Origin of the sequence: Rothia sp. HMSC066G02, assembly GCF_001813145.1 — a bacterium.
Taxonomy (GTDB): domain Bacteria; phylum Actinomycetota; class Actinomycetes; order Actinomycetales; family Micrococcaceae; genus Rothia.
On record NZ_KV811597.1, the window covers coordinates 251,723 to 274,227 of the forward strand.

18 protein-coding genes and 1 riboswitch are annotated in these 22,505 nt (G+C 61.5%); of the genes, 5 read left to right on the plus strand and 13 right to left on the minus strand.

Translation table 11 applies throughout. The features are described 5' to 3' along the window. Window positions 1-42: 42 nt before the first annotated feature. Both HMPREF2894_RS07750 and sdhC read right to left on the minus strand, forming a co-directional pair. Window positions 43-528 carry a succinate dehydrogenase hydrophobic membrane anchor subunit gene (locus tag HMPREF2894_RS07750; RefSeq protein WP_005506820.1) on the minus strand — a complete coding sequence of 162 codons (486 nt, stop codon included), beginning with the start codon at window positions 526-528 and terminating at the stop codon, window positions 43-45. 3 nt (window positions 529-531) lie between these two features. Continuing rightward, complete coding sequence (gene sdhC / locus HMPREF2894_RS07755) at window positions 532-990, minus strand: succinate dehydrogenase, cytochrome b556 subunit (RefSeq protein ID WP_005506819.1); 459 nt, start codon at window positions 988-990, stop codon at window positions 532-534. A gap of 346 nt (window positions 991-1,336) precedes the next feature. Here sdhC and HMPREF2894_RS07760 point away from each other — a divergent pair, with 346 nt between their 5' ends. Beyond that, window positions 1,337-2,446: a mannose-1-phosphate guanylyltransferase gene (locus HMPREF2894_RS07760; protein WP_012904083.1), complete on the plus strand. Its 1,110-nt coding sequence runs from the start codon at window positions 1,337-1,339 to the stop codon at window positions 2,444-2,446. Between the two features lie 299 nt (window positions 2,447-2,745). Then, a complete protein-coding gene (locus HMPREF2894_RS07765) occupies window positions 2,746-4,149 on the plus strand; it encodes a hypothetical protein (RefSeq protein WP_236146154.1) in 1,404 nt (467 codons plus the stop codon). Window positions 4,150-4,253: 104 nt separating this feature from the next. On the opposite strand, the gene HMPREF2894_RS07770 is transcribed toward HMPREF2894_RS07765, so the two are convergent. From HMPREF2894_RS07770 to HMPREF2894_RS07780, 3 genes are all read right to left on the minus strand, one after another. Beyond that, window positions 4,254-4,832, minus strand: a complete 579-nt coding sequence (locus tag HMPREF2894_RS07770) for a 2'-5' RNA ligase family protein (protein ID WP_070678646.1) — start codon at window positions 4,830-4,832, stop codon at window positions 4,254-4,256. A 51-nt stretch (window positions 4,833-4,883) separates the two neighbouring features. Beyond that, the gene (trpS, locus tag HMPREF2894_RS07775) at window positions 4,884-5,948 is read right to left on the minus strand and encodes a tryptophan--tRNA ligase (RefSeq protein ID WP_049338682.1); all 1,065 of its coding nucleotides are present in this window, start codon (window positions 5,946-5,948) and stop codon (window positions 4,884-4,886) included. An 86-nt stretch (window positions 5,949-6,034) separates the two neighbouring features. Next, window positions 6,035-6,910: an exodeoxyribonuclease III gene (locus HMPREF2894_RS07780; protein ID WP_005508971.1), complete on the minus strand. Its 876-nt coding sequence runs from the start codon at window positions 6,908-6,910 to the stop codon at window positions 6,035-6,037. Between the two features lie 80 nt (window positions 6,911-6,990). Between HMPREF2894_RS07780 and HMPREF2894_RS07785 the strand changes: the two genes are divergently transcribed. Beyond that, on the plus strand, window positions 6,991-7,824 hold the full coding sequence (locus tag HMPREF2894_RS07785; protein ID WP_012904090.1) for a GntR family transcriptional regulator: 834 nt from the start codon (window positions 6,991-6,993) through the stop codon (window positions 7,822-7,824). A gap of 104 nt (window positions 7,825-7,928) precedes the next feature. On the opposite strand, the gene HMPREF2894_RS07790 is transcribed toward HMPREF2894_RS07785, so the two are convergent. The 5 genes from HMPREF2894_RS07790 to purN all read right to left on the minus strand — a co-directional run bounded on the left by HMPREF2894_RS07790 (window position 7,929) and on the right by purN (window position 13,793). Then, a complete protein-coding gene (locus HMPREF2894_RS07790) occupies window positions 7,929-8,807 on the minus strand; it encodes a bifunctional methylenetetrahydrofolate dehydrogenase/methenyltetrahydrofolate cyclohydrolase (protein WP_005508973.1) in 879 nt (292 codons plus the stop codon). Window positions 8,808-9,012: 205 nt separating this feature from the next. Then, entirely contained in the window at window positions 9,013-10,287 is a 1,275-nt protein-coding gene (gene glyA, locus HMPREF2894_RS07795; RefSeq protein WP_049346827.1) for a serine hydroxymethyltransferase, read from the minus strand. Between the two features lie 291 nt (window positions 10,288-10,578). Beyond that, complete coding sequence (locus tag HMPREF2894_RS07800) at window positions 10,579-11,160, minus strand: TetR/AcrR family transcriptional regulator (RefSeq protein ID WP_070678649.1); 582 nt, start codon at window positions 11,158-11,160, stop codon at window positions 10,579-10,581. Window positions 11,161-11,402: 242 nt separating this feature from the next. Next, window positions 11,403-13,013, minus strand: a complete 1,611-nt coding sequence (gene purH / locus HMPREF2894_RS07805; RefSeq protein WP_070678652.1) for a bifunctional phosphoribosylaminoimidazolecarboxamide formyltransferase/IMP cyclohydrolase — start codon at window positions 13,011-13,013, stop codon at window positions 11,403-11,405. A 213-nt stretch (window positions 13,014-13,226) separates the two neighbouring features. Continuing rightward, entirely contained in the window at window positions 13,227-13,793 is a 567-nt protein-coding gene (purN, locus tag HMPREF2894_RS07810) for a phosphoribosylglycinamide formyltransferase (protein WP_070678655.1), read from the minus strand. A 258-nt stretch (window positions 13,794-14,051) separates the two neighbouring features. Between purN and HMPREF2894_RS07815 the strand changes: the two genes are divergently transcribed. After that, window positions 14,052-14,615 (plus strand): 4-hydroxyphenylpyruvate dioxygenase, encoded by a 564-nt coding sequence (locus HMPREF2894_RS07815; RefSeq protein ID WP_070678658.1) that lies wholly within the window; start codon window positions 14,052-14,054, stop codon window positions 14,613-14,615. On the opposite strand, the gene HMPREF2894_RS07820 is transcribed toward HMPREF2894_RS07815, so the two are convergent. The 3 genes from HMPREF2894_RS07820 to HMPREF2894_RS07830 form a co-directional block, all read right to left on the minus strand. Continuing rightward, on the minus strand, window positions 14,593-17,112 hold the full coding sequence (locus HMPREF2894_RS07820; protein ID WP_070678661.1) for a cell division protein PerM: 2,520 nt from the start codon (window positions 17,110-17,112) through the stop codon (window positions 14,593-14,595). The genes HMPREF2894_RS07815 and HMPREF2894_RS07820 overlap by 23 nt on opposite strands. A 129-nt stretch (window positions 17,113-17,241) precedes the next feature. Continuing rightward, window positions 17,242-17,676 (minus strand): PIN domain-containing protein, encoded by a 435-nt coding sequence (locus HMPREF2894_RS07825; protein ID WP_005506797.1) that lies wholly within the window; start codon window positions 17,674-17,676, stop codon window positions 17,242-17,244. 10 nt (window positions 17,677-17,686) lie between these two features. Next, the gene (locus tag HMPREF2894_RS07830; RefSeq protein ID WP_049327886.1) at window positions 17,687-17,914 is read right to left on the minus strand and encodes a hypothetical protein; all 228 of its coding nucleotides are present in this window, start codon (window positions 17,912-17,914) and stop codon (window positions 17,687-17,689) included. A 35-nt stretch (window positions 17,915-17,949) separates the two neighbouring features. Further along, a riboswitch (SAM riboswitch) is annotated at window positions 17,950-18,084 on the minus strand. A gap of 254 nt (window positions 18,085-18,338) precedes the next feature. On the opposite strand from HMPREF2894_RS07830, the gene HMPREF2894_RS07835 reads away from it, so the two are divergent. Further along, complete coding sequence (locus HMPREF2894_RS07835) at window positions 18,339-22,460, plus strand: DEAD/DEAH box helicase (protein ID WP_070678664.1); 4,122 nt, start codon at window positions 18,339-18,341, stop codon at window positions 22,458-22,460. Window positions 22,461-22,505: the final 45 nt, after the last annotated feature.

Sequence of the window (22,505 nt, forward strand, 5' to 3'; positions counted from 1 at the left end):
TCTGTGTTTTAGATGTTTTCGTTTGTCTCGGATACGTCGCCGTTAGCGTGCCGAGCAGAAGCTGGGGAGCAGTTCAGCCGCTGCGCCGGAGGGGCAGGGGTCGAACGCGAAGATGGTGAGGGTACCAACCAGCAGGACGAATGCGCATGCTGCGAAGAGGATCACCTTCAGCCAAACGCGCAGGCGGTCCTTCTCTGCGTAGTCATCGATGATGACGCGGATGCCGTTAGCACCGTGCAGCATAGCCAGCCAGAGCAGCAGCAGATCCCAGACCTGCCAGAAGGGGTTCGCCCACTTGCCGCCCACGAAGCCGAAGTCGATGGCGTGGATGCCGTCGCCGACCATGAGGTTGGAGAACAGGTGGCCGAAAATCAGCACGACGAGTACGACGCCGGACAGGCGCATACCCAGCCAAGCGAACATCTCAAAGTTGTTGCGCTTGGAGGAGGAGCGGTTGTACTTCACACCGTCGATGCGGTTGTCACGCAGACGGGGTACATAGGTGCGGGGCTTAAGCGGAGTAGCCATAGTTTAGTGACCTCCCATGTGCGAGAAAACGATCGGCAGGTGACGCGCTGCGAAGCCCGCAACGGTAATTGCCCAGAGGAAAAGCACAACCCAGAGAATCTTGATGTGCGTGTAGGTTGCCTTCTGGCTGATTTCGACGTTGCCGTCCTTGTTCTTCGCCTGAATGTGCTCCACGTGCGAGTTGGTTGCCTTACCCCAGAAGTCAATGAGGATAATGCGAATACCGTTGAACGCGTGGTAGACGATGGCGGCGACAAGCGCGGTCTCACCCAGGCCCATGATGGGGTTCTTGTACAGGCTCAGTACACCGTTGTAGGCCTCCGGGGAGATACGCACGACGGCAGTATCTAGGATGTGTACAAGAAGGAAGAAGAAAATCGCGATACCGGTAATGCGATGAGCAACCCAGGACCACATGCCCCAGCGGCCGCGGTAGAGGGTTCCTTTAGAACCATTCAACACTGAATAACCTCCTGCTGCGACGGCGAGCTTCCGGGTTCTGATGGGTCATTGTGATCCTCAGCTTCCGGGCATGACTGTGTGCTCACCGACTGCTTTTGTTCGTCTGTTACTTCCAAGATATCAGGTAAATTCACAGCTTACTGACACCCTGTTTAGGGTTTTTTTACAGGTTCCAAAAGCGAATTAGAGCATGTTTTTATTGCGATATCGCCTACTTCCCTGTGTTTGTGCGGGACTTACCTTAACCTAACCTCAAACATCGCCTAAATGAGAGCCATCTGACACTTTTTGTTTAAACTCTAAAAGAATTCGATATATGACAAATTGACCCGCTATTCTTGAAGCGATGAATACTGCACTCACTCGATTCCGCCCGCTTATTCCCGCCGGCGGTGTTGGCTCGCGTTTGTGGCCTCTATCCCGCGCGCACGCCCCGAAGTTCCTGCTCGACCTCACCTCGTCGGGCAATTCCTTGTTGCGTGACACCTACGACCGTCTCATCGATCTCAGCAATGGTTCCGTCATGGTGGTTACCGGTACTTCGCACGCCAATGCGGTCACCCAGCAGATTCCTGAACTGCGTGCCGCTGACCTGGTACTGGAGCCCTCCCCCAAGGATTCGGCTGCAGCTATCGGCCTGGCTTGCGCTATCATCCACCGCCGCGAACCGGACGCCATCATTGGCTCCTTCGCAGCTGACCACGTGATCAGCCCCGTGGATGAATTCCACCGTGTGGTGACCGAAGCTGTCATCACCGCGGCAACCGGCAAGATTGTCACCATCGGTATTACCCCCACCGAGCCCTCCAGCGCGTTTGGCTACATCCACGCCAGCGAGTCCCTGGGTATTGAGGACGCCCCCAACGCTCAGGCTGTGGACACCTTCGTGGAGAAGCCCGATGCCGCTACCGCACAGAAGTACCTGGACTCCGGTGAGTACACCTGGAACGCAGGCATGTTCGTGGCACCGGCGGCTCTGATGCTCAAGCACCTCGAGGCGAACGAGCCCGAGCTGTACGCGGGCATCATGGAAATTGCTAACGCTTGGGACACCCCCGAGCGTGAGGCTGTTATGGACCGCGTCTGGGAGACCCTGCCCAAGACCGCTATCGACTACGCTGTGGCTGAGCCCGCTGCGGCAGCGGGCGACGTTGCAATGGTTCCCGGTTCCTTCAGCTGGGACGATGTGGGAGACTTCGACGCTGTGGCACGCCTGAACACCGAGAAGAGCGGCGAAGAGCTGACCATTCTCGGCGAGAAGGATAACGTTATCAACCACGGTTGTTCCGGCATTATTGTCGCGAATACCGACCGCAAGATCTCTATCCTTGGCCTCGACGATATCGTTGTGGTGGACACCCCCGACGCCCTGTTGGTCGCTCCGCGCTCCAAGGCACAGGCTGTCAAGGATGCAGTGGGTGAGGTCAAGGCGCGAGGCCTGAACAACCTCCTCTAAGTTTTTAGCCCTAAATGTTTAGCTCCGAGTAGGCGCTTGAACCCTACTCGAGCAAAAGACACCTCTAGAAACCGGCTCTCTTCTTTTCGGAAGGGAGCCGGTTTTTTATGCCCTGATGAGCCATTTCGCGAGTCGATTCAAGGCTTTCACCTAGTGGGGGCACAAAAGGACACTTCCTTCGGCTGGGCAGGGGCAGAATACCTTACACACCCCGCGCAGATTGCACTTCCAGACTCTGATACGAGCCAAGGATCAACCACTATAGAGAACCATTCTCATGTTAATCTTGGTACATGCACATGACCCGTAAGTTTTTCCTCACCCGCGCCGGCGCACTCGGCGCAGTAGCCGCCCTCGCCCTGACCGCATGCGGCTCCCAGACCACCCAGAACGCCCAGACCAGCCCCAGCGCTTCTACCTCTGCAAGCGCAACCGCCGCACCCATCACCGAAGGCAAGGGCGCGGCAAGCCGCGTCGCCATCACCTACGACGGTGGCGTGCTCGTTTACGACGCCAAGGACATGAAGCTGCTCGCAGACATCCCCAAGGAAGGCTTCCTGCGCCTCTCCGACGCTGGCGATAACCGCCACCTCGTCGTTGCAGACGGCAACAGCTACACCTTCCTGGACACCGGCGTATGGTCCGTAGCGCACGGCGACCACTCGCACTACTACACCACTTCCCCGTCGCTGTCCTCGCTGTCTCTTGCAGCTGACCACACCGGTCACGTCATCAAGGACAACGGCAAGGTCGCGGCATTCGCCGACGGCACCGGCTCCTTCGCCGTGTACGACCCGGCGAAGCTGACCCACGACAAGCGCACCGCCTCCTCCCTGGAGACCACCACCGTCACCCTGCCGAAGCCGCACCACGGCTTCGCAATCCCGCTGCCCAACGACCAGTACCTGGTAGCGGTTGGCGACTCGAAGACCCGCACCGGCGCCGCTGTTGTGGATGCTCAGGGCAAGACCGTCACCGAGAGCCCCGCCTGCCCCGGCGTTCACGGTGAAGCTATCGCCAAGGACGGCGCGTTCTCCATCGGCTGCACCGACGGCGCGCTGATCTACAAGGACGGCAAATTCACCAAGATCACCAATCCCGAGGACCCGTACTCGCGTTCCGGTAACCAGGCTGGCAAGGCTGACTCCCAGTACGTTCTGGCGGACTACAAGACAGACAAGGACGCTAAGCTGGAGCGCCCCGAGAAGTTCTCCATTATCGACACCGTTGCGGCAACCCGCACCGTCTACTCCCTGCCTTCTGGCGTGAGCTACACCTTCCGTTCGCTGGCTCGCGGCCCCCAGGGTGAGGCGCTACTGCTGACCACCGACGGTAAGCTGCGCGTCTTCGATCCGGCGACCGGTGCCGAGCTCGGCTCCGTACAGCTCATGGAGGCGTGGACCGAGTCTGAGACGTGGCAGGACGAGCGTCCGGCACTGTGGGTGGACGGTAAGACCGCCTACGTGACCGACCCGGCGACCAAGAAGCTCATTGCGGTGTCCCTGTCGAACCCGGCAGCACCGAAGGAGCTGATGAGCGTGGAGCTTCCGAAGACCCCGAACGAGATCCTGGGTGTCTCCTCCTCGAACGCTGCACCGGTTGAGGCTGAGGCACACGGCTCTGAGGCACACGGCGCTGCTTCCTCCTCGGCTTCGGCTGACGCGCACGAGTCCGGTAAGGCTCATGAGGGCCACTCCCACTAGGGCTCTCACGCTGAAATAAACCTAGCGAAAACGTAAAGAGAGATGCGACCGATAGCTTATCGGTCGCATCTCTCGTTACGTATTCCAGGCTTATACGCCAGCTCCTAACGCAGCGGCAGAACGCTAATCTCTTCCCAGTCCTGCCCGTCATAGGAGTAGCAGTGCAGGTGATCCACGGTGAAGGTGCGCTGCTCGGCAGGCAGAGCATCAAACACCTCACGGGCGTTCGCCACCTGCTCTTCCGTGAGCCCGTGACCCAGGGTCACGTGCGGCACGTAGGGGAAGGACGCCGCGCCGGCACCGAATAGCTCAACCAGCTTCTGGTGAATCTGCTCGAACTCGGCCCTACCCGCCTCCAGGTTCAGGTACTCCACCTCGGTGACCGGGCGGAAGGAGTGCACCGAACCCCAGCGCGCCTCAAAACGCGGCGTGTCCAGCGCGTCGCGGAACTGCGGGGACTGCACCTCAGCCATTAGAGACTCGTTCAGCTCCGTCAGGTACACGGTCACGTGGGTGCTGATAGGCGCCACCGCACCACCGGCTACCGCGCGCTTCCACTCTTCCAGGCGCTGAACATTCTCACCGCTCACGTGCGCAATAACGCTCAGGTAGCGGCGACCGGGTTTCAGGGTCGGGGATACAGGAGCCGTCGTGGGGCTCGAAGAGTTCTCTTGTGCTGTCATCTCAATCGTGCAGGTAATGCGGCGTCTCAGCCGGACTGGCTGAACAGCGCGCTAGATTGCTGCGGCAGGCAGGAAGCCAACCTTCTTGTACACGTTCTCAATGGTGACCGTAGCGATCTCGCGGGCAGCGGATGCGCCCACAGCCAGCAGGCGATCCAGCTCGGCGGGGTCGTCCATCAGCTCGAGGGTACGCTCACGCACCGGGGTGAGGCGCTCCACCACGATATCGGCAAGGTCGACCTTCAGGTGGCCGTACATCTTGCCCTCGTAGCGTGCCACGATCTCATCGATGCTCTCGCCGGTCATTGCCGAGTAGATGGAGAGCAGGTTGGAGACGCCGGGCTTAGCCTCGCGGTCGTAGGCGATGACGGAGCCGTCATCAGTCACGGCGGACTTAATCTTCTTCTGGGTTGTCTTGGGGGTGTCCAGAAGCTTGATCAGGCCCTTGTCGGTGGCTGCAGACTTGGACATCTTCGAGGTCGGGTCCTGCAGGTCGTAAATCTTAGCGGTTTCCTTCAGAATCACCGGCTCGGGTACCACGAAGGTCTCACCGAAACGGGAGTTGAAGCGCTGAGCCAGGTTACGGGTCAGCTCCAGGTGCTGACGCTGGTCCTCGCCCACGGGCACGCCGTCCACCTGGTAGAGCAGGATGTCGGCAGCCATCAGAATCGGGTAGGTGAACAGACCCACGGAGGCGTTCTCAGCGCCCTGCTTCTGAGACTTGTCCTTGAACTGGGTCATACGGGAGGCCTCACCGAAGCCGGTGAAGCAGTTCAGAATCCACGCCAGCTGGGCGTGCTCGGGCACGTGCGACTGCACGAACAGCGGGGTGCGGGTCGGGTCGATACCGGAGGCGATGTACTGCGCCGCGGTCAGGCGGGTACGCTCACGCAGCTCCTCGGGGTTCTGAGGAACGGTGATGGCGTGCATATCCGGGATAAAGAACAGACATTCGTTATTCGGGTCGTCCTGCAACGCCACCCAGTTGTTCACAGCACCAATGTAGTTACCCAGGTGCATCGAATCAGCCGACGGCTGCGCACCCGAGTAGATACGCGCCTTCTGCTGAGAGGCGTTAGGGATGAGGGACTTATCCTGCTTCTTTTCGTCTGCCATAGTTATTTCCTGTGCAGTTCTTCCTGTGCGGTGCTGCGGACGGTGCAGCACATCTTCAAAAACTTATCTGTAGGTGGGTCCGCGTCTTACTCACCGATGCGGTAGTCAACCACGAGCGGCGCGTGATCGCTGAAACGCTCATCGTAGCTTGCCGCGCGGTCCACGACCGCCTCCACGGCGCTTTCGGCGAGCGCCGGGGTCGCCATGTGGTAGTCGATACGCCAGCCTGCGTCATTATCGAACGCCTTGCCGCGGTAAGACCACCAGGTGTAGGGGCCGGGCACCTGACCCGCCAACTCACGAGCCACATCGCGGTAGCCGATATCGCCGAAGAAGCGGTCAAAGTAGGCGCGTTCCTCGGGCAGGAAGCCGGCACGCTTCTGGTTAGCCTTCCAGTTCTTAATGTCCAGCTCGGTGTGGCCCACGTTCAAATCGCCCACGATGAGCACATGGTCCGAATGCTTTGCCAGCTCAGGCATGCGCACCAGCATGCGCTCCAGGAAGCGGTACTTATCGTCCTGCTTCTGGGTGCCAACCTCGCCAGAGTGAACGTACGCGCTGACCACGGTCAAGGTCTTGCCGTTGGGCAGAACGTAGTCCGCCTCAACCCAGCGGCCCGAATCGTCAAAGTACTCTTCGCCAATATTCGAGCGGGTCGCGACCGGCTGGTTCTCCAGGAGTTCACCGGCAGAGTTCGGGGTGCGGCGGGTCGCCACCAGCACGCCGGCGCGGCCCTTCGCGGCAGCCTCCGCGTGCAGAATATGCCACTGGGATTCGTCCAGCAGCTCACGCACGATAGCGTCGGGGGCGCGCACCTCCTGCAGGCAGAGAATGTCGATGTCACGGCTCGCCAACCACGCCGCCATATCCTTCTTGTAGGCGGCTCGGATACCGTTCACATTCACGCTCGCCACGCGAAGCAGACCGCTCGGGCGCGGTGCAGGGGTGTTAGAAAAATGCATAGTCTTAATTATGCCAGTTTGAAGGAAGAGAAATTTTCACTCGTGCGCGTTTTTTCTCTGGCTGAACGGTAAACTATTGGGTGATGAATTCACACTCCTCACAGACCACCGACCACGGTACCCCCTCACATTCTGCGGGCACCTCCGCCTCCGAAAGTACCGCTCACAACACTGAGAGCCGCTACGAGCTACCCCCGATTCCCGGCCCGAAGTACGAGCAGGTCATCCACTACATTGAGCAGCGCTACATTATTCCCGGCAAGCCCGGCGATAAGCTGCCCACCGAACGTATGATTCAGCAGAACTTTGGGGTGAGCCGCCAGACGGTTCGTAGCGCCCTGAAGGTCCTGATTGAACGCGGCCTGCTCTACAACGTGCAGGGCTCCGGCACCTACGTTGCCGAGCGCACCGACGCCACCTACATTCCGCGCGTGGACACCTTCGTTGACGATATGCGCCGCCGCGGTTTTGAGGGCTCCACCCGCATGATTGCGACCCGCTGGGTGGACGCCACCGAAGAGATTTCCACCCACCTATCCGTGCCGGTGGGCGAGCAGGTGCTGTTCGTGCGCCGCCTGCGCCTTGCCGACCACGAAGTCATTGGCTTTGAGCGTTCCTACTTTGTGAAAGCCGCCGCAAGTAGCATCCTGGACGCCATGATGGCGGAGATGTCCGGTGCGATGAGCTCGCTAGACCAGCTTGCCGACACCCCCAACGCCATTAAGCACGCCCGCGTACGCACCAGTGCGGCGCTCTTCACCGACGCCGACGCCGAGGCGTTCAACCAGCAGGTTCCCGTGGGCGAGGCGGCGTTCAAGGTCTGCGCGACCGGCTACACCGAAGAAGGTAGCCCCGTAGAGTACGCAGAGACCCTGTACCTCGCTGATGCCTACTTCTACGAGATGATTCTCTAGCATCTGCCTTTTCTTGTGATGACAGTGTGAAGGGCGGTGCCCCGGTAGATTGTTCTACCGGGGCACCGCCCTTTTGAGTTATTAGCTCTGAAATGTTGCGAGCCTTACGCCGCCTGACGCTCCGCGGTCTCAACCACATTCACCAGCAGCTCCGCGCGGGTCATCGGGCCCACACCGCCGGGGTTCGGGGAAACCCAGGACGCCTTCTGCGCAGCCTCCGGGGAGACATCGCCGAAGAGCTTCTTCTTGCCGGTCTCCGGGTCCTCAGCGCGGGAAACACCAACGTCCAGCAGGATTGCGCCGTCCTTGACCTGGTGAGCCTTCAGCACGTGCGGAACACCCACAGCGGCAACAATGACGTCAGCTTCGCGCAGCACCTCGTCCAGGTTCTCGGTACCGGTGTGCGCCAGGGTTGCGGTTGCGTTCACCTCGCGGCGGGTCAGCAGCAGACCCAGCGGGCGACCCACGGTAATGCCGCGGCCGAGCACCACAACGTTCTTACCGTTCCAGTCGATGCCGTGGCGCTTGACCAGCTCAATGACACCGTTGGGGGTGCAGGGCAGCGGGGAGTCCAGCGGCTCAGAAACGTTCAGCACGAGCTTGCCGAGGTTGGTCGGGTGCAGGCCGTCAGCGTCCTTCTCGGGGGCGATGCGCTCCAGCACGCGGTTGGTGTCCAGGTGCTTGGGCAGGGGCAGCTGCACAATGTAGCTGGTGCACGCCGGGTCGTTGTTCAGCTTGTCAATCTCTGCGTCGAGCTCTTCCTGAGTGATGTCACCGGGCAGGTCCACACGGATGGAGTTAATACCGATCTCTGCGCAGTCGCGGTGCTTAGCGCCCACGTACGAGCGGGATGCGGGGTCGTCACCGACCAGCACGGTACCCAGGCCGGGGGTAATACCCTTAGCCTTGAGCGCCTCGACGCGCTCCTTCAGCTCTTCCTTGATGGCTGCGGCGGTTGCGTTACCGTCTAGAATCTGGGGCATTGTTTTTCCTTCCATAGATTGCGGCGGGTTCGCCGAAACGGACGGTCTGTGTGTTGGGTTCTAGGGTGTGCCCCTAGAGGTACCACTCCCCCGCTACGTCCCTCAACGAATGTGGCGGGTAGAGCAGCAAAAAGTAAGAGGGCGAAATAACCCCGCCCGCTCAGCACCCACAGGGAATGTTGAGCGAACGGGGTCATTCATGGGTCTACCAGTTCTCGCTACCCTGGTAGAGGGGGTACTTGGCGCACAGTGCCTCAACGCGGGCACGCAGCGCAGCGATGTCCGGGTTCGGCAGCAGTACGGAAGCGATAATGTCGGCAACCTCGGTGAAGCCCTCGGCGTCGAAGCCGCGGGTCGCCAGAGCAGGGGTACCGATACGCAGACCGGAGGTCACCATCGGCGGGCGGGGGTCGTTCGGCACAGCGTTACGGTTGACAGTAATACCGGCATCGTGCAGCAGGTCTTCTGCTTCCTTGCCGTTGAGGGCGTGGTTGCGCAGGTCAACAAGCACCAGGTGAACGTCAGTACCGCCGGATGCGATGGAAACGCCGGCGTCCTTCACATCCTGCTGCAGCAGGCGGTTCGCCAGGATCTGTGCGCCCTCAACGGTGCGCTTCTGGCGGTCCTTGAACGCGTCAGATGCGGCGACCTTGAACGCGGTAGCCTTCGCGGCAATCACGTGCATGAGCGGGCCACCCTGCTGGCCGGGGAACACTGCGGAGTCAATCTTCTTCTTCAGCTCCTCGGTGCAGAGGATGAAGCCGGAGCGGGGACCGCCCAGAGTCTTGTGTACGGTGGAGGAGACCACGTGTGCGTGCGGGACGGGGTTCGGGTGCAGACCCGCAGCCACCAGGCCCGCGAAGTGGGCCATGTCCACCCACAGGTACGCGCCGATTTCGTCAGCGATCGCGCGGAACGCAGCGAAGTCCAACTGACGGGGGTACGCGGACCAGCCGGCGATAATCAGCTTGGGGCGCTCAGCCAGCGCCAGTTCACGCACCTGCTCCATGTCAACGCGGCCGGACTCGTCCACGCTGTAGGCGACAACGTTGTACAGCTTGCCGGAGACGTTCAGCTTCATGCCGTGAGTCAGGTGGCCGCCGTGTGCCAGGGACAGACCCATGATGGTGTCGCCGGGGTTCAGCAGTGCATGCATGACGGCGTTGTTCGCCTGCGCGCCGGAGTGGGGCTGAACGTTTGCGTGCTCAGCGCCGAAGAGTTCCTTCACGCGGGAAATAGCGAGGGACTCAACGATGTCAACGAATTCGCAACCGCCGTAGTAGCGGCGGCCGGGGTAACCCTCAGCGTACTTGTTGGTCAGCACCGAGCCCTGGCTTTCGAGGACGGCACGGGGGACGAAGTTCTCGGATGCAATCATCTCGAGGGTGTTCTGCTGGCGCTTGCGCTCCAGCTCAATGGCTTCTGCAACCTCGGGGTCGAGGTCGGCGAGGGGCATCTCGAGGATCTTCTGCTCGGACATTACGCTCCTGGGAGTGTTTTTGCGTTATCTTCGGTCGCTCATCATCGGGGTTTCCGCGGCGTATGCCGGGCGTTCTTCAGGAGGCGGCGGGCGCCTCCAACTGAAAACCCCGAATGAAAAAAATATGAGCTACACCTCATAATACCGTAAAGCCCGCTTTCCTTCGAGAAGGAAAACGGGCTTTACCAAGCATCACGATGAAGTTTTCACGGTGTCTGCGCGAGTCCGGCGCGGGGCGCACAACACACCCCGGCGGGCTTATTGGCGGCAGTTTACGCAGGTCTGTGCGCCCTACGCCTGACGCAGGATAGCGGAAGCATACTCCAGGTACGCCTCGCGAGCGCTCTCCTTCTTACCGCCAGCCACCAGCTGGGTCTGCACCACGTAACCGGTCAGCACCGACAGCACCGCGGCACCGATAACGGTCAGCCACTCTTCAAGCTCCTCTTCGGTGAAGTCCAGCTCAACAGCACCCCAGGCGCGGTAGCGTTCCAGGGACTGATCGCGCAGGTAGCTCAGCTGCTCAGAGACGACAGTCGCCAGCTGAGGCATTGCCACGGCCTCGCCCCAGGTGACGAGCAGGTGACGGCGAATCTTGGGGGTGTCCAGCACCTTCAGGCACCCGAACACGTAGTCCCAGGGCTGTTCGGCGCGGATGCGGTCGAAGGGCGCCATGTCCATGCGGGCTGCCGCCAGGATAATCTCATCCTTGGAGGAGAAGTGGTTATAAATCGCTCCAGCAGACAGGCCGGTGGCCGCAATAATGTCGCTCATCGAAGCCTTCTGATAACCGTGCTTGATGAAGCATTCGCGGGCGGTCTCTACAATCTGAGAACGCCTGTTCTTTTTGTATTCTTCGCTGACTTTAGGCACAACCTAATCCTAGCGAATTTTTAGCCAATCCGTGCGCATCCTGGTTGCCGTTGACGCGCCCTCATGCGCAAATCCGGCGCAAAATAGAGCAAAAATTCTATAAATACGACTGCCCACAATACGGATGCCCCAACGCAGACGTCTCAGGTCGATAGCACGAAAAAGCGGGGCACCCCGGGTTTACCCCAGGATGCCCCGCTCACAGCAGGCAGCTCAGCGCGTACTGAGCTCGCTACACATGTTTAGTGGAAGAAGTGGCGGGTACCGGTCAGGTACATGGTCACGCCAGCAGCCTTAGCCGCCTCGATAACTTCCTCGTCGCGAATCGAACCGCCCGGGTGCACGACGGCACGCACACCGGCGTCCAGCAGTACCTGCAGGCCGTCAGCGAAGGGGAAGAACGCGTCGGATGCGGCAACCGCACCGCGGGCACGCTCGTTACCTTCGCCGCCGAGAGTGTTCGCGCGCTCCACCGAGAGCTTGCAGGAGTCCACGCGGTTCACCTGGCCCATGCCGATGCCCACTGCGGCGCCGTTATCGGCCAGCAGAATGGCGTTTGACTTGGGCGAGCGCAGTGCACGCCAGGCGAACTCGAGGTCGCGCAGGGTGGCCTCGTCAGCTGCCTCACCGGCAACCAGGGTCCAGTTCTTCGGGTCGTCACCCTCAGCCTGCAGGCGGTCAGCCTCCTGGAAGAGTGCGCCACCGGAAATGGGGCGGTACTCGATAGCCTCACGGGCAAAGCCCTCGGGCAGAACCAGCAGGCGCAGGTTCTTCTTCTCGCGCAGGATCTCCAGCGCCTCGGGCTCGAAGCCGGGGGCCACAATCACCTCGGTGAAGATGCCCTTGACGGTCTGAGCCATAGCGGCGGTCACCGGGCGGTTAGCGGCAATCACGCCACCGTATGCGGACAGCGGGTCGCAAGCGTGCGCCTTCGCGTGAGCGTCCGCAATCGGGTCAGCCGCGCCGGGGGTTGCCACAGCAATACCGCAGGGGTTGTTGTGCTTGATAACGGCAACAGCGGGCTCGTCGAAGTCGTAAGCGGCACGCAGAGCGGCGTCAGCATCAACGTAATTGTTGTAGCTCATCGCCTTACCGTGCACCTGCTCCGCCTGAGCAATACCGGGAGCAGCGGCGGGGTCAACGTACAGGGCGGCACGCTGGTGCGGGTTCTCGCCGTAACGCAGGGTCTCGCTGCGCTCGAAGCCCAGGCCAGCGTACGGGGGCCAGAAGTTAGCATCCTCATCCTGTAGGAACTGGGATGCGGTCCAGGTAGCCACAGCGGTGTCGTATGCGGCGGTGTGGGCGAATGCGCCAGCGGCAAGGCGGCGGCGCTCGTCCAGGGAGAAGCCACCGTTCTTAGCGGCCTCAACGGTGCGCGCGTAGTCGGCGGGGTCCACAACAATTGCGACGGCGTCGTGGTTCTTCGCGGCAGCGCGAACCATGGAGGGGCCACCAATGTCGATCTTCTCGATGATGGCGTCCTGATCGGCACCGGATGCGACGGTCTCAACGAAGGGGTACAGGTTCACAACCACCAGGTCGAACGCCTCAACGTCTAGCTCTTCGAGGGTGTCGATGTGCTCCTGCTTGCGGCGGTCAGCCAGAATACCGGCGTGGATGCGCGGGTGCAGGGTCTTCACGCGGCCTTCGAGGCACTCGGGGAAACCGGTCACTTCGGTGACCTCGGTGACGGGTACGCCTGCTGCCGCGATGGTGGATGCAGTGGAGCCGGTGGAGACCAGCGCGACGCCAGCCTCGTGCAGGCCGCGGGCGAACTCCTCCAGACCGGTCTTGTCGTAGACGGAAATGAGGGCGCGGCGCAGGGGCACGCGATCGAGCTCAATGAGAGACACAAATACTCCGATGCTTTAGACGTGCACGCCGGTTCTCGGCGGCACAGCTGGTGGATGGACGTAGCCTGCCCGGATAGACAGGATATGTGTGGGGGTATTCCCCGCCGCTGTGCGTGACGCTAAGGTGAGCGCGTCGAATGGGCACAACGGAACGTGTGTGGGCGGCGGGGTTTGAGCTCGGCTCATTCCGCCGCGAAAAATCAGTGGGCGGAATTAGCTGTCAGACACAGCACCGTGGGATTCAGCGAGAGACGCGATGGTCTGCACGAGCAGGCGGCGCTCCTGCACCTTAATGCGTTCGTGCAGGGTCTCTTCGGTGTCGTCATCCAGGACGGGCACTGCCGCCTGGGCGAGAATGGGGCCGGTGTCAACGCCAGCATCCACAAAGTGGACGGTCAGGCCGGTAATCTTCACACCGTGCGCCAGGGCGTCACGCACGCCGTGCGCACCCGGGAAGGAGGGCAGCAGGGCGGGGTGGGTGTTAATAATGCGGTTGCTGAAACGCTCGACCAGCTGCGCGTCAACAATGCGCATGAAGCCGGCGAACACAATGTAATCGGGGTTGTAGGAAGCGATCTTTTCTTCCAGCGCGCGGTTCCAGGAGGGGCGGTCGGCGTAGTCGCCGGGCTGCACCAGGAAGGTGGGTACACCCGCCGCCTGGGCACGTTCAATACCCAGACAGGGCTTGTCGGCGCCCACTGCCGCAATGTCGAGGGGAAGCTCGCCCGCTGCTACAGCGTCGAGGATGGACTGAAGATTCGTTCCGGAGCCGGATACCATAACCACAATTCGCACCCGACTAGTATAACCCGTCTCACACCCTTATCCAAAGGGGGTAAGAGGTTCACAAAACACCCAAAACCCAAAGGTGAGCACAAAGAAACCCCGGCGGGATGAATCCTCACCGGGGTTCACTGGAGTTCATGGGGGTTTATGGGGGGGCACCGGGGTTTACTGGGCGCAAACTCAACAGGTCGCGACCTCAATAGGCCGCATACTCAATAGGTCGCGGGCGCACGGGACGGTACCCTTATAGGTATGTCTACTCCCCCGCAGAACACTCCAAACAACGCACCGAACAACGGCACGCCGCAGAACCAGCAGGTTCCGCCGCGAGCGCCGCAGCAGGCACCGCAGAACATGATGCCGCAGCCTCGGGGACCTCAGGGCAAGAAGCCGCGCAAGCCTATCGACCCCATCGAACAGCAGAAAGCGAATATTCGCACCTCGCTCATGCTGATCGCTGCCGCGCTGGTGATTTTTGCGGCGTCTTCCTTCGTGCTCTCCACGATGCCGCTCTTCTTGGCGCTCTTTCTCTTCGCGCTGGTCGGCATCACCCTGAGCATTATTGCGATCGTGCGCACCGCAGTCTACCGCGGCCCCTGGTTCTTCTACATTGCCGCGGGCGTCAGCATCATCTACGGCGCCATGACCCTGCTCGGTGGCATTGGTCTTGCCTTCATGCCCGGCGCGCAGGAGTACCGCGAGTGCCGCGCCGCCGCGCTGACCCAGACCGACATGTACACCTGCGACCAGAAGTTCCAGGGCACGATGGACAAGCTCACCGGCGCGTCCAGCTCTAGTTCTTCTTCGGCGCGCTAGAGCCCTGGGACTTCGAGGAGCTGACATCCAGCGGGGGCAGCTCCACGGTAGACGCCTCATCGGTCACCAGCGGAAGGATGCCGGTCTGGCTACGAACCTCAAAGATGCGGCTCATCGCCTGATCGGCAGAGAGGACATCCAGTTCGCGATCCACAAAGTCGCGCTCTGAGTCCTTCTTCTGCTTCTTGCGTGCCGCCTTAGCCGCCTTCTTCGCCTCGCGCTTCTGCTCACGCTCATGCGCGCGGTCATTGGCACGGTCCCGAGCGGAATCCTGCGCGGCGGATGCGGCGTGAGCGGCATCGGCTGAGCTATCCTGCGCTGAGTCATCTTGCGCTGCGGCGGGCTGCTCAAGACCAAAGCCGAAGTACGCCATAATGCGGCTCGCGCGGCCCTTCGAACGCAGCGCCTGCTCTGCGGGCTCTTCGACAGCGTCCTCACGCTCAACAGGTTCAGCAGCCTCGTAGACGGGCTCCTGAATCAGCTCGCGGGTCTGCTCATCGGAGGGGTCGTGAGCGTACAGGGCGGGCTCATAAGCAGTGTGTTCATAAGTAGCGTGCTCGCTGGAGGCAGGCTCAACAGAAGCTTCGATACTCTCGTAATCCTCAGCATGCGCAGAGTCAGCATGTGCAGAGCCAGCATGTGCAGAGTGCAGGTAATCGACCTGCTGAACGGCCTCAATCGGCTCGTACTCCTCAGCAGAGCTCTCCTGCGCAATAAGCTCTTCGGAGACAGACTCCTGAGTAGCGTCCGCAGTGGATTCTGCTACTACAGGCTCTTCAGCCGCCTCTTCGCGCTCTGCAACAATCTCAGCGAAAGCATCCGCCGCCGCACGCTGCGCCAGCTGCTCAGTCGTCTCTACCGGAACGGCAACCACAGGCTCCTGCGGATGCACCGGAACGTGACCGGTCGCCACCTCAGATACAACAGACTGCTCAGATGCTACAGACCGCTCGGGCTCAGCAACGTGCTCGGAAGCCTGCGCACGTGCCGCCTCCTCAGCTTCACGCTCAGCGGCTTCACGCTCAGCCGCCTCACGTGCCGCAGCTTCCTCAGCCTCACGCTCCATACGCTCCGCACGCTCCTGGGCACGCTGCTCACGACGCTCCGCAAAACGCTCACGACGCTCCGCAAAACGCTCACGGCCCTGTGCAAAACGCTCACGGGCCGAAGCAGTAAAACTCATCAGACGCTCACCCAGGTTCGGGCGCTCATCCGCAAAACGAGGCAGCTCACGGCTACTATCCGGCACCAGGGCACGGCTCAGCAACATACCGAAAGTCACGCCGGCACCCACCGTCAACGCGGTATGCGCCGCAAAAGTCAGCGGCTCAGCACCAACCTCCGTAAAACGACCAATGCCCAGAGAACCGTACGAAATCCAGCCCAGCCACAGGGCACCAAACGACGTCATAATACCGGTCATCACACCCAGCACCACTGCAGAAATCAGCGCAGACAGCGGGCGGAACGGAACCTTCAGAGCAACCCACTCATCCAGGTGATCCTCACCCTCACGCAAGAACCACCAGCCAGCAATCGCACCGGCAACCAGTGGCACCAGCAAACCCACCAGACCAAATGTGCCCAACGACTCGGGCACAGCGCCCAAAATCGGAAGCATCGGCAAAGTACCAGCATCGCTACTGGTCAAACCAACCGAGGTGCCCGCACCAAAGGAGAAACCGGCACCGGTCGACCACGCAATCGCGTAGATTACCAGGTTCGGCAAGAAACCCAGCTGCAGCAGAGTCACCGCAGTATCACCCACAGCGCCCGCGTGCAGCTCCTGGTAGGTGGCAACGATCTGCGACCAGCCCGCCAAAATACCGATACCCAAAAGCACCGCACCCAGACCAATCAGCGCCACAAAAGCAACCACCGCAGCACGCACCACAGCCCACGCGTACGAACCCGCCCAACGCGAATACTGACTCATCTGCGAAATCTGCTCCGCAGTATCAACACCCACCATGCGCGAGAGCGAACGCGCCTCACGGTAGCCACCCCACATCAGACCAGCCACCACAATACCCAAAGGCACCAGGGCAGCATTCAACGCCTGAAGAGGCTGCGGATGCGGGCTCGCCCAACCGTACATCGCCGAACTAATCAGCGCATAAGTCACCGAACCGGACAGCACCGGAATCAAAAACTCACCCTCATACGAGGCGCGCGCCAGGCGACGACCCGAACGGTAACAGAGCAGCAGAGGCAGAACACTCAAACCCAGCGGCACCAGCGTCATCGTGCCGGCAGAAGCACCAAAAGCAGCCGCAAGATCCAAAGGAACACCGTGAATCAGAAGCCACAGGTGCGCCGACATGGCGGCCACGGAGGAGAACTCCATGTCGCCAAAACCCTTGGTCGCCCACACGGCAGACATCGCCGCAAACACAGCAAGCGCAGAGAACAGGGCAGTAACAATTAGCTCAACAACACCCTGAAGCCACAGAGGCATGGGCATGGAATAACGCGAGATAGGTGAGGTGCTTTTCATCGTCCTTCAATCATGCCACGAATTAACGACGAAACCCGCCTCCGATTAACACTCGAAAGCGGGTTCTCACAACTATTCACACAGGTATTCATACAGACACGCACGCGAGGGCGCGTATCCGGCAAAGTTTTAATCCTCAGTCCACGGGTTGGAAGCTTCAACACCCCAGGCGCGGTACACCTGCGCCTTAGAAGAAATCAGCTCCAAATCATAGGCGCTCGCGCTCGCCGCCATCAGACCCTCCAGGGCGGCGGTAGGCAGCGGACCGGCATCATCACGACCCACAGCATGCGCACCGAGCGGCGCCTGACGACCGGCCCACTCGAGGCTCACACGCGCATCCACATTAATAACGTGGTCACCAAAGCGCTCAAGAAGTTCGGTAATCCAGCGATCAGTTTCCGGGTAGGGGTACAGGCCCTTCAGCTCGCCAATACTCAGCACAGAAATGTACATGTGTCGGAACGAGCGGCGGCGCAGAAAAGCGACCACGGCGGGGTCAGGATCCGCCTTACGGATCTCCGCAAGAACGTCGGAGTCCAGGAGCATACCGGAGAAATTCATACCCCTAATGCTACGCTACGCGCAGACCGGCGTACTCAATAGCGGGGATGCCCTCGGGGTTGGGCAGAAGAAGGAAGTTCAGGAACTCGTCGCGCTTAGAAGAAATGCGGGAGTAATCGTCAATGCTGACTGCGGTGTATCCGCCTCGCGCGGGTACAGCTGCGGCACGCAGGCTTTCCTGGTAGGAGCGGGAGGGGTTCAGAGAGATTGCTGCTTGGGTTGCAGAGCCGTTGTACATGTGACAACCTGCGCCGTGAGTGGCGCGATCCTTTCGCGTTGCTCTTGTCTGTACCAATTACCACCGGTTATTCCGGTGGTGAATACAAACCGCTTCGTCATCCGAGCCACCCGTGAACATGGGGTTGGCGTTCGACCATAGTCGGAGCTTATCAGTCGAAACTCTTGAAGCTGGGTTTAGCTTACAGCATTTTCTCAAGTTAAGTAAAGCGTTTTGTGAAAGAGATTTAGATTATTGGCATTTTGGCTTGTGGGAACGTTTTAAATGGCGTGAATTTTTGATACGGTGCGGAATACCTTATGTGAATACCGGTGTTTTTATGCGCTAAAAACTCCCCCACCACAAATACGAAATACACCCCAAACCACCGCTCAATAGTCGCCCCGGCAGTCAGCCCAGCAACCAGCCCAGCAACCGCCAGCAAATGACCGGCGACAAGGCGCAAACCGGCACGATACGCGATAATGAGCTGGTGAGCGCCAACAACCCCTTCCCCGAAATTCCCGTCACCGTACCGCAGATCATTCGCCAGGCCGGGCACCGCACCTACCAGCGCGGCGTCGCCTACCAGCGCAACCGCGAAGTCATCCGCTACAGCTACGACGAAGACGAGCGAACCCTCACCGGACTCGTCAACGGAAGCACCATCATCCCCTACGAAGTGACCATTCGCTTCTTCCCCGCCGTCAGCGGCTCCGCAACCTTCACCGCCCGCTGCACATGCCCCGTGCTCACCGACTGCAAGCACGCCGTAGCGCTCATGCTCACCGCGCTCGACCGCGCCTCCGTAGCGAAAAAGGCACTCAGCGAACACCCCGGACCGGTCGGCGTACCCGGTGCCGCGGCAAAGGAGGCGGCAGAGGCAAAGGGATCCGCAGATTCAAAGAGCGTGGACGTTGCGGAGGCGAAGAAATCCGCCGACCCGCTCGCAGCACTGCGCGCCTCCGGTGCACTCACCACCGCGGCGAAACTGCCCGCGCCCGATGCAGCGGCTGCCGAGCCCGCAAACCCCCAGGGAAGCTTTGCGCTCAACGAGCTAGGCACCTCCCCGAGCCTGCAGGCAGAGGCATCCGCCACCAAAATCTCGGCATGGCGGCGCGACCTCTCCTCCGTTCTTTCCGCACGTCAGGACCTTGCGGGCATTGATTCGATGCGCGTGAGCGGTGCCCTGGATTTCTCGCTGAGCGTCTCCGGCTCCTACGCGCGCGGCCGCAATATGCCCGGCGCAACCCCCAGCATTAATCTGCTCGCCCGCCCGCTCATGGCGTCCAAAACCGGGCGCTGGATTAAGGGCGGCCTCAGCTGGGAAACCTTCGCCTCCAGCGTGGGCGGACCCGTCGGACGGCACGAAATCTACCCCGAACACGAACGATTCTTCGCCGAGCTCTACTCGATTGCCCGCCCCTGGCAGAACATGTATTCCTCGCACCGCGACTGGATTTCGATTAGCGCATCTGCCTCCACTCTGCTCTGGGATGTACTCGCCCGCGCGGAGGATATTGGCCTGCCCCTGCTGATCAACGGTCGCGAGGTGAACTACGCCGTGCTGAGCCCGGCACAGGTGCGCCTGCACGCCAGCGCTGAGAAGCACGCAGAAGGCGCCGGCCTGCAACTTCAAGCCGCGCTCAGCTGGGAAGGACGCGAAGGCGAACTACTGCGCCAGCTCTGGCTGCCCGCCGCGCATTGCCACCCCATCGGCACCCCGCGCACCGGCTTCTTTGCCCTGGGCGGGCTCGCCCAGCAGGAGTACGAACAGGCGGCAAAGGCGGTGCACTGGAAGACCGCGCGCCCCGGCGCACTGGATGAAGTGGGCCGCGAATCTTTCGTTCAAAAGGCTGCCCAAAAGGACGCGCAGGAGGCGCCTACTGAACCCTCTGCCCCGACCATCAACCCGGCGCAGGGTGAACGGGTGCGCTACTCCCCCGCCGTACCCGAACTGCCCGAGGGCGTGGAGCTGGCGCTCATCCCCCTGGTCGAGCCGCTCGATGCCGCCTCCGAATCACTCATTAGCGCCGGAACCGTGCACATTCCCGCCGCGGAACGCGCCACGTTCCAGAAGGAATACCTGCCCGCGCTCAGCCGTTCCATTCCTTCGTTGACCCCCGACCCGGCGCTGGCGCTGCCGCGCGTGAAGCCGCCGCATCTGGTGCTTGAAATCAGCTTTGACGAGCAGGTACGCCACGACGCGCAGCTGAGCTGGCGTTGGGAGTACCCGCTGAACCCCTTCGCGGAGGACAGCGCAGAGGAGGCGAGCGCGCAGAATCCTGCGGGTGCCTCCGATGTGTACTCCCTGCCCGTTTTCGGCTACCCCGGCGAAGAGGGCGGCGAGGTGCGCGATGAGCGTTTTGAGGCGCGCGTACTGCGTTCGGTGCGCGCAATTCTTGCCGCCCACCCGGCGCTTTCCGGGTTGGAGGAGCGTCGCATCGAAGGCTGGGAGACCCGTGAGTTGCTCAGCGCGATTCTGCCGAAGCTTCGCCATGTTTCCGCTGTTCAGGTGCGTTTTAACGGCACCCCGCCACAGTTCGTGGAGGCAACCGACGCGCTCATTGAAATCACCGTGAACGAGGGCAATTCTCGCGACTGGTTCGGCCTGGGCATTGCGGTGAAGGTCAATAACTGGACTGTACCGTTTGCACAGATTTTTGAGGCGCTCGATCGCGGGGCGGACCGTATTCTGCTCGGTAACGGTACCTATTTTTCGCTGCGTCGGCCCGAGTTTAAGACCCTGCGCACCCTCATTGCGGAGGCTCGCGAGCTCGACGACGCGGGCGGCGATCTGCGCATTAACCGGCACCAGGCGGGGCTGTTCTCTGAGCTGGAGTCGTTGGCGGCGAGCGTGCATACGACCGCGCGGTGGGATGCTCAGGTGCGTTCGCTACTGGAGCTGGTTGAGGGCCTGGAGGATGCCGAAGAGAGCACCGAAAAGGACTCTGAAAAGACCTCTGACAAGGGAACTCAGGATTCCCCCGCACCCCAGCAGGCTTCCGGTCGGGTTATCGCTCAGCGTCCGGTACCCACCGGCCTGCAGGCGACCCTGCGCCCCTACCAGGTGGAGGGTTTCCAGTGGCTGTCGTTCCTGTACGAGCAGCGTCTGGGCGGTATTCTCGCCGACGATATGGGTCTGGGTAAGACCGTGCAGGCTCTCGCACTGCTCGCCCACGCGATTGAGGAGCACCGTGCCGCCTCCGAACGTACCACCGAGCGCGGTGAGAGCATCGAGCCGTTCGCACCTTTCCTCGTGGTTGCCCCGACCTCCGTCATCACCAACTGGGCGGCGGAGGCGGAACGCTTCCTGCCCGAGGCGAAGGTCGTGACCATCACCGAAACCACCGCCGGTAAGACCCCACTTGCCGAGCGGGTTGCCGGGGCGCACCTGGTGCTGACCAGCTACACGCTGCTGCGCATGGACGAGGACGCATACACCGGTTACGCCCGCACGCTAGGCCGTACCGTTGACGAATTCGCGGGCGAGCAGTCCGCCCCCGAAGGCTGGGGTGCGCTCCTGCTGGACGAGGCGCAATTCGTCAAAAATACCGGCACCCGCGCCTGGTCTATCGCCCGCGCGATGCCCGCCCGCACCAAGATCGCGATGACCGGCACGCCCATTGAGAACAACCTCATGGAGCTGTGGGCGCTGCTGGCGATTGTGGCGGACGGCCTGTTCCCCTCAGCCCGTGCGTTCCGTGACCTGTACGCTCGCCCGGCGGAGTCCGGCGAGGACCCGGCGCACGCCGCGGCGACGGCTGCTCGTCTGCGCCGGCGCATCCGCCCGCTCATGCTGCGTCGCACCAAGGAGCTGGTGGCGGTGGAGCTTCCGGCGAAGAACGATACGCGCGTGAACCTGCCGCTGGCTCCCGGTCACCGCCGCATCTATGACACGCATCTGCAGCGTGAACGCCAGAAGGTGCTGGGTCTACTGGAGGATATGGATAAGAACCGGTTCACGATCTTCCAGTCGCTGACCCTGCTGCGCCGTCTGGCGCTTGATGCCGCGCTGATTGATCCGGAAGCCTACGCCGGGGTGTCGTCGGTCAAGCGCGACTACCTGGTTCAGCAGCTACCCGACCTGCTCGAGAAGGGCCACCGCGTGCTGGTGTTCAGCCAGTTCACCGGCTACCTCAAGAGCATTTCGGCGCGCCTGGCGGAGGAAGGCATCGGCCACCTGTACCTGGATGGTTCGACCCGCAACCGCGCCGAGGTCATCGAGGCGTTCACGAGCGGTCAGGAGCCGGTATTCCTCATTTCGCTCAAGGCTGGCGGTTTCGGTCTGAACCTGACCGAGGCGGATCACGTGTTCATCATGGATCCGTGGTGGAACCCCGCCGCCGAGCAGCAGGCGGTGGACCGTATTCACCGCATCGGCCAGGACAAGGAGGTGCACGTCTACCGTCTGGTCGCCGAGGGCACGATTGAGGAGAAGGTCATGCAGCTCAAGGAGTCGAAGGCCGCGCTCTTCGATGCGGTGGTCGGTGAGGGCGAGTTCGCCTCCGCGGCGGTGACGGCTGAGGATGTGCGCGAGCTCTTTGCGCCGGCTGTCGAGCGGTAGCCGCCCTCCAATCTGAGCGGTAGCCACCTTCCAGACTGAGCGGTA

Bases quoted from the DNA above. Each gene is read 5' to 3' on its own strand.
- HMPREF2894_RS07750 (WP_005506820.1), bottom strand. From the start codon at position 528: ATGGCTACTCCGCTTAAGCCCCGCACCTATGTACCCCGTCTGCGTGAC.
- HMPREF2894_RS07760 (WP_012904083.1), top strand. From the start codon at position 1,337: ATGAATACTGCACTCACTCGATTCCGCCCGCTTATTCCCGCCGGCGGT.
- HMPREF2894_RS07765 (WP_236146154.1), top strand. From the start codon at position 2,746: ATGACCCGTAAGTTTTTCCTCACCCGCGCCGGCGCACTCGGCGCAGTA.
- HMPREF2894_RS07770 (WP_070678646.1), bottom strand. From the start codon at position 4,832: ATGACAGCACAAGAGAACTCTTCGAGCCCCACGACGGCTCCTGTATCC.
- trpS (WP_049338682.1), bottom strand. From the start codon at position 5,948: ATGGCAGACGAAAAGAAGCAGGATAAGTCCCTCATCCCTAACGCCTCT.
- HMPREF2894_RS07780 (WP_005508971.1), bottom strand. From the start codon at position 6,910: ATGCATTTTTCTAACACCCCTGCACCGCGCCCGAGCGGTCTGCTTCGC.
- HMPREF2894_RS07790 (WP_005508973.1), bottom strand. From the start codon at position 8,807: ATGCCCCAGATTCTAGACGGTAACGCAACCGCCGCAGCCATCAAGGAA.
- glyA (WP_049346827.1), bottom strand. From the start codon at position 10,287: ATGTCCGAGCAGAAGATCCTCGAGATGCCCCTCGCCGACCTCGACCCC.
- purN (WP_070678655.1), bottom strand. From the start codon at position 13,793: ATGGTATCCGGCTCCGGAACGAATCTTCAGTCCATCCTCGACGCTGTA.
- HMPREF2894_RS07815 (WP_070678658.1), top strand. From the start codon at position 14,052: ATGTCTACTCCCCCGCAGAACACTCCAAACAACGCACCGAACAACGGC.
- HMPREF2894_RS07820 (WP_070678661.1), bottom strand. From the start codon at position 17,112: ATGAAAAGCACCTCACCTATCTCGCGTTATTCCATGCCCATGCCTCTG.
- HMPREF2894_RS07825 (WP_005506797.1), bottom strand. From the start codon at position 17,676: ATGAATTTCTCCGGTATGCTCCTGGACTCCGACGTTCTTGCGGAGATC.
- HMPREF2894_RS07830 (WP_049327886.1), bottom strand. From the start codon at position 17,914: ATGTACAACGGCTCTGCAACCCAAGCAGCAATCTCTCTGAACCCCTCC.
- HMPREF2894_RS07835 (WP_070678664.1), top strand. From the start codon at position 18,339: ATGACCGGCGACAAGGCGCAAACCGGCACGATACGCGATAATGAGCTG.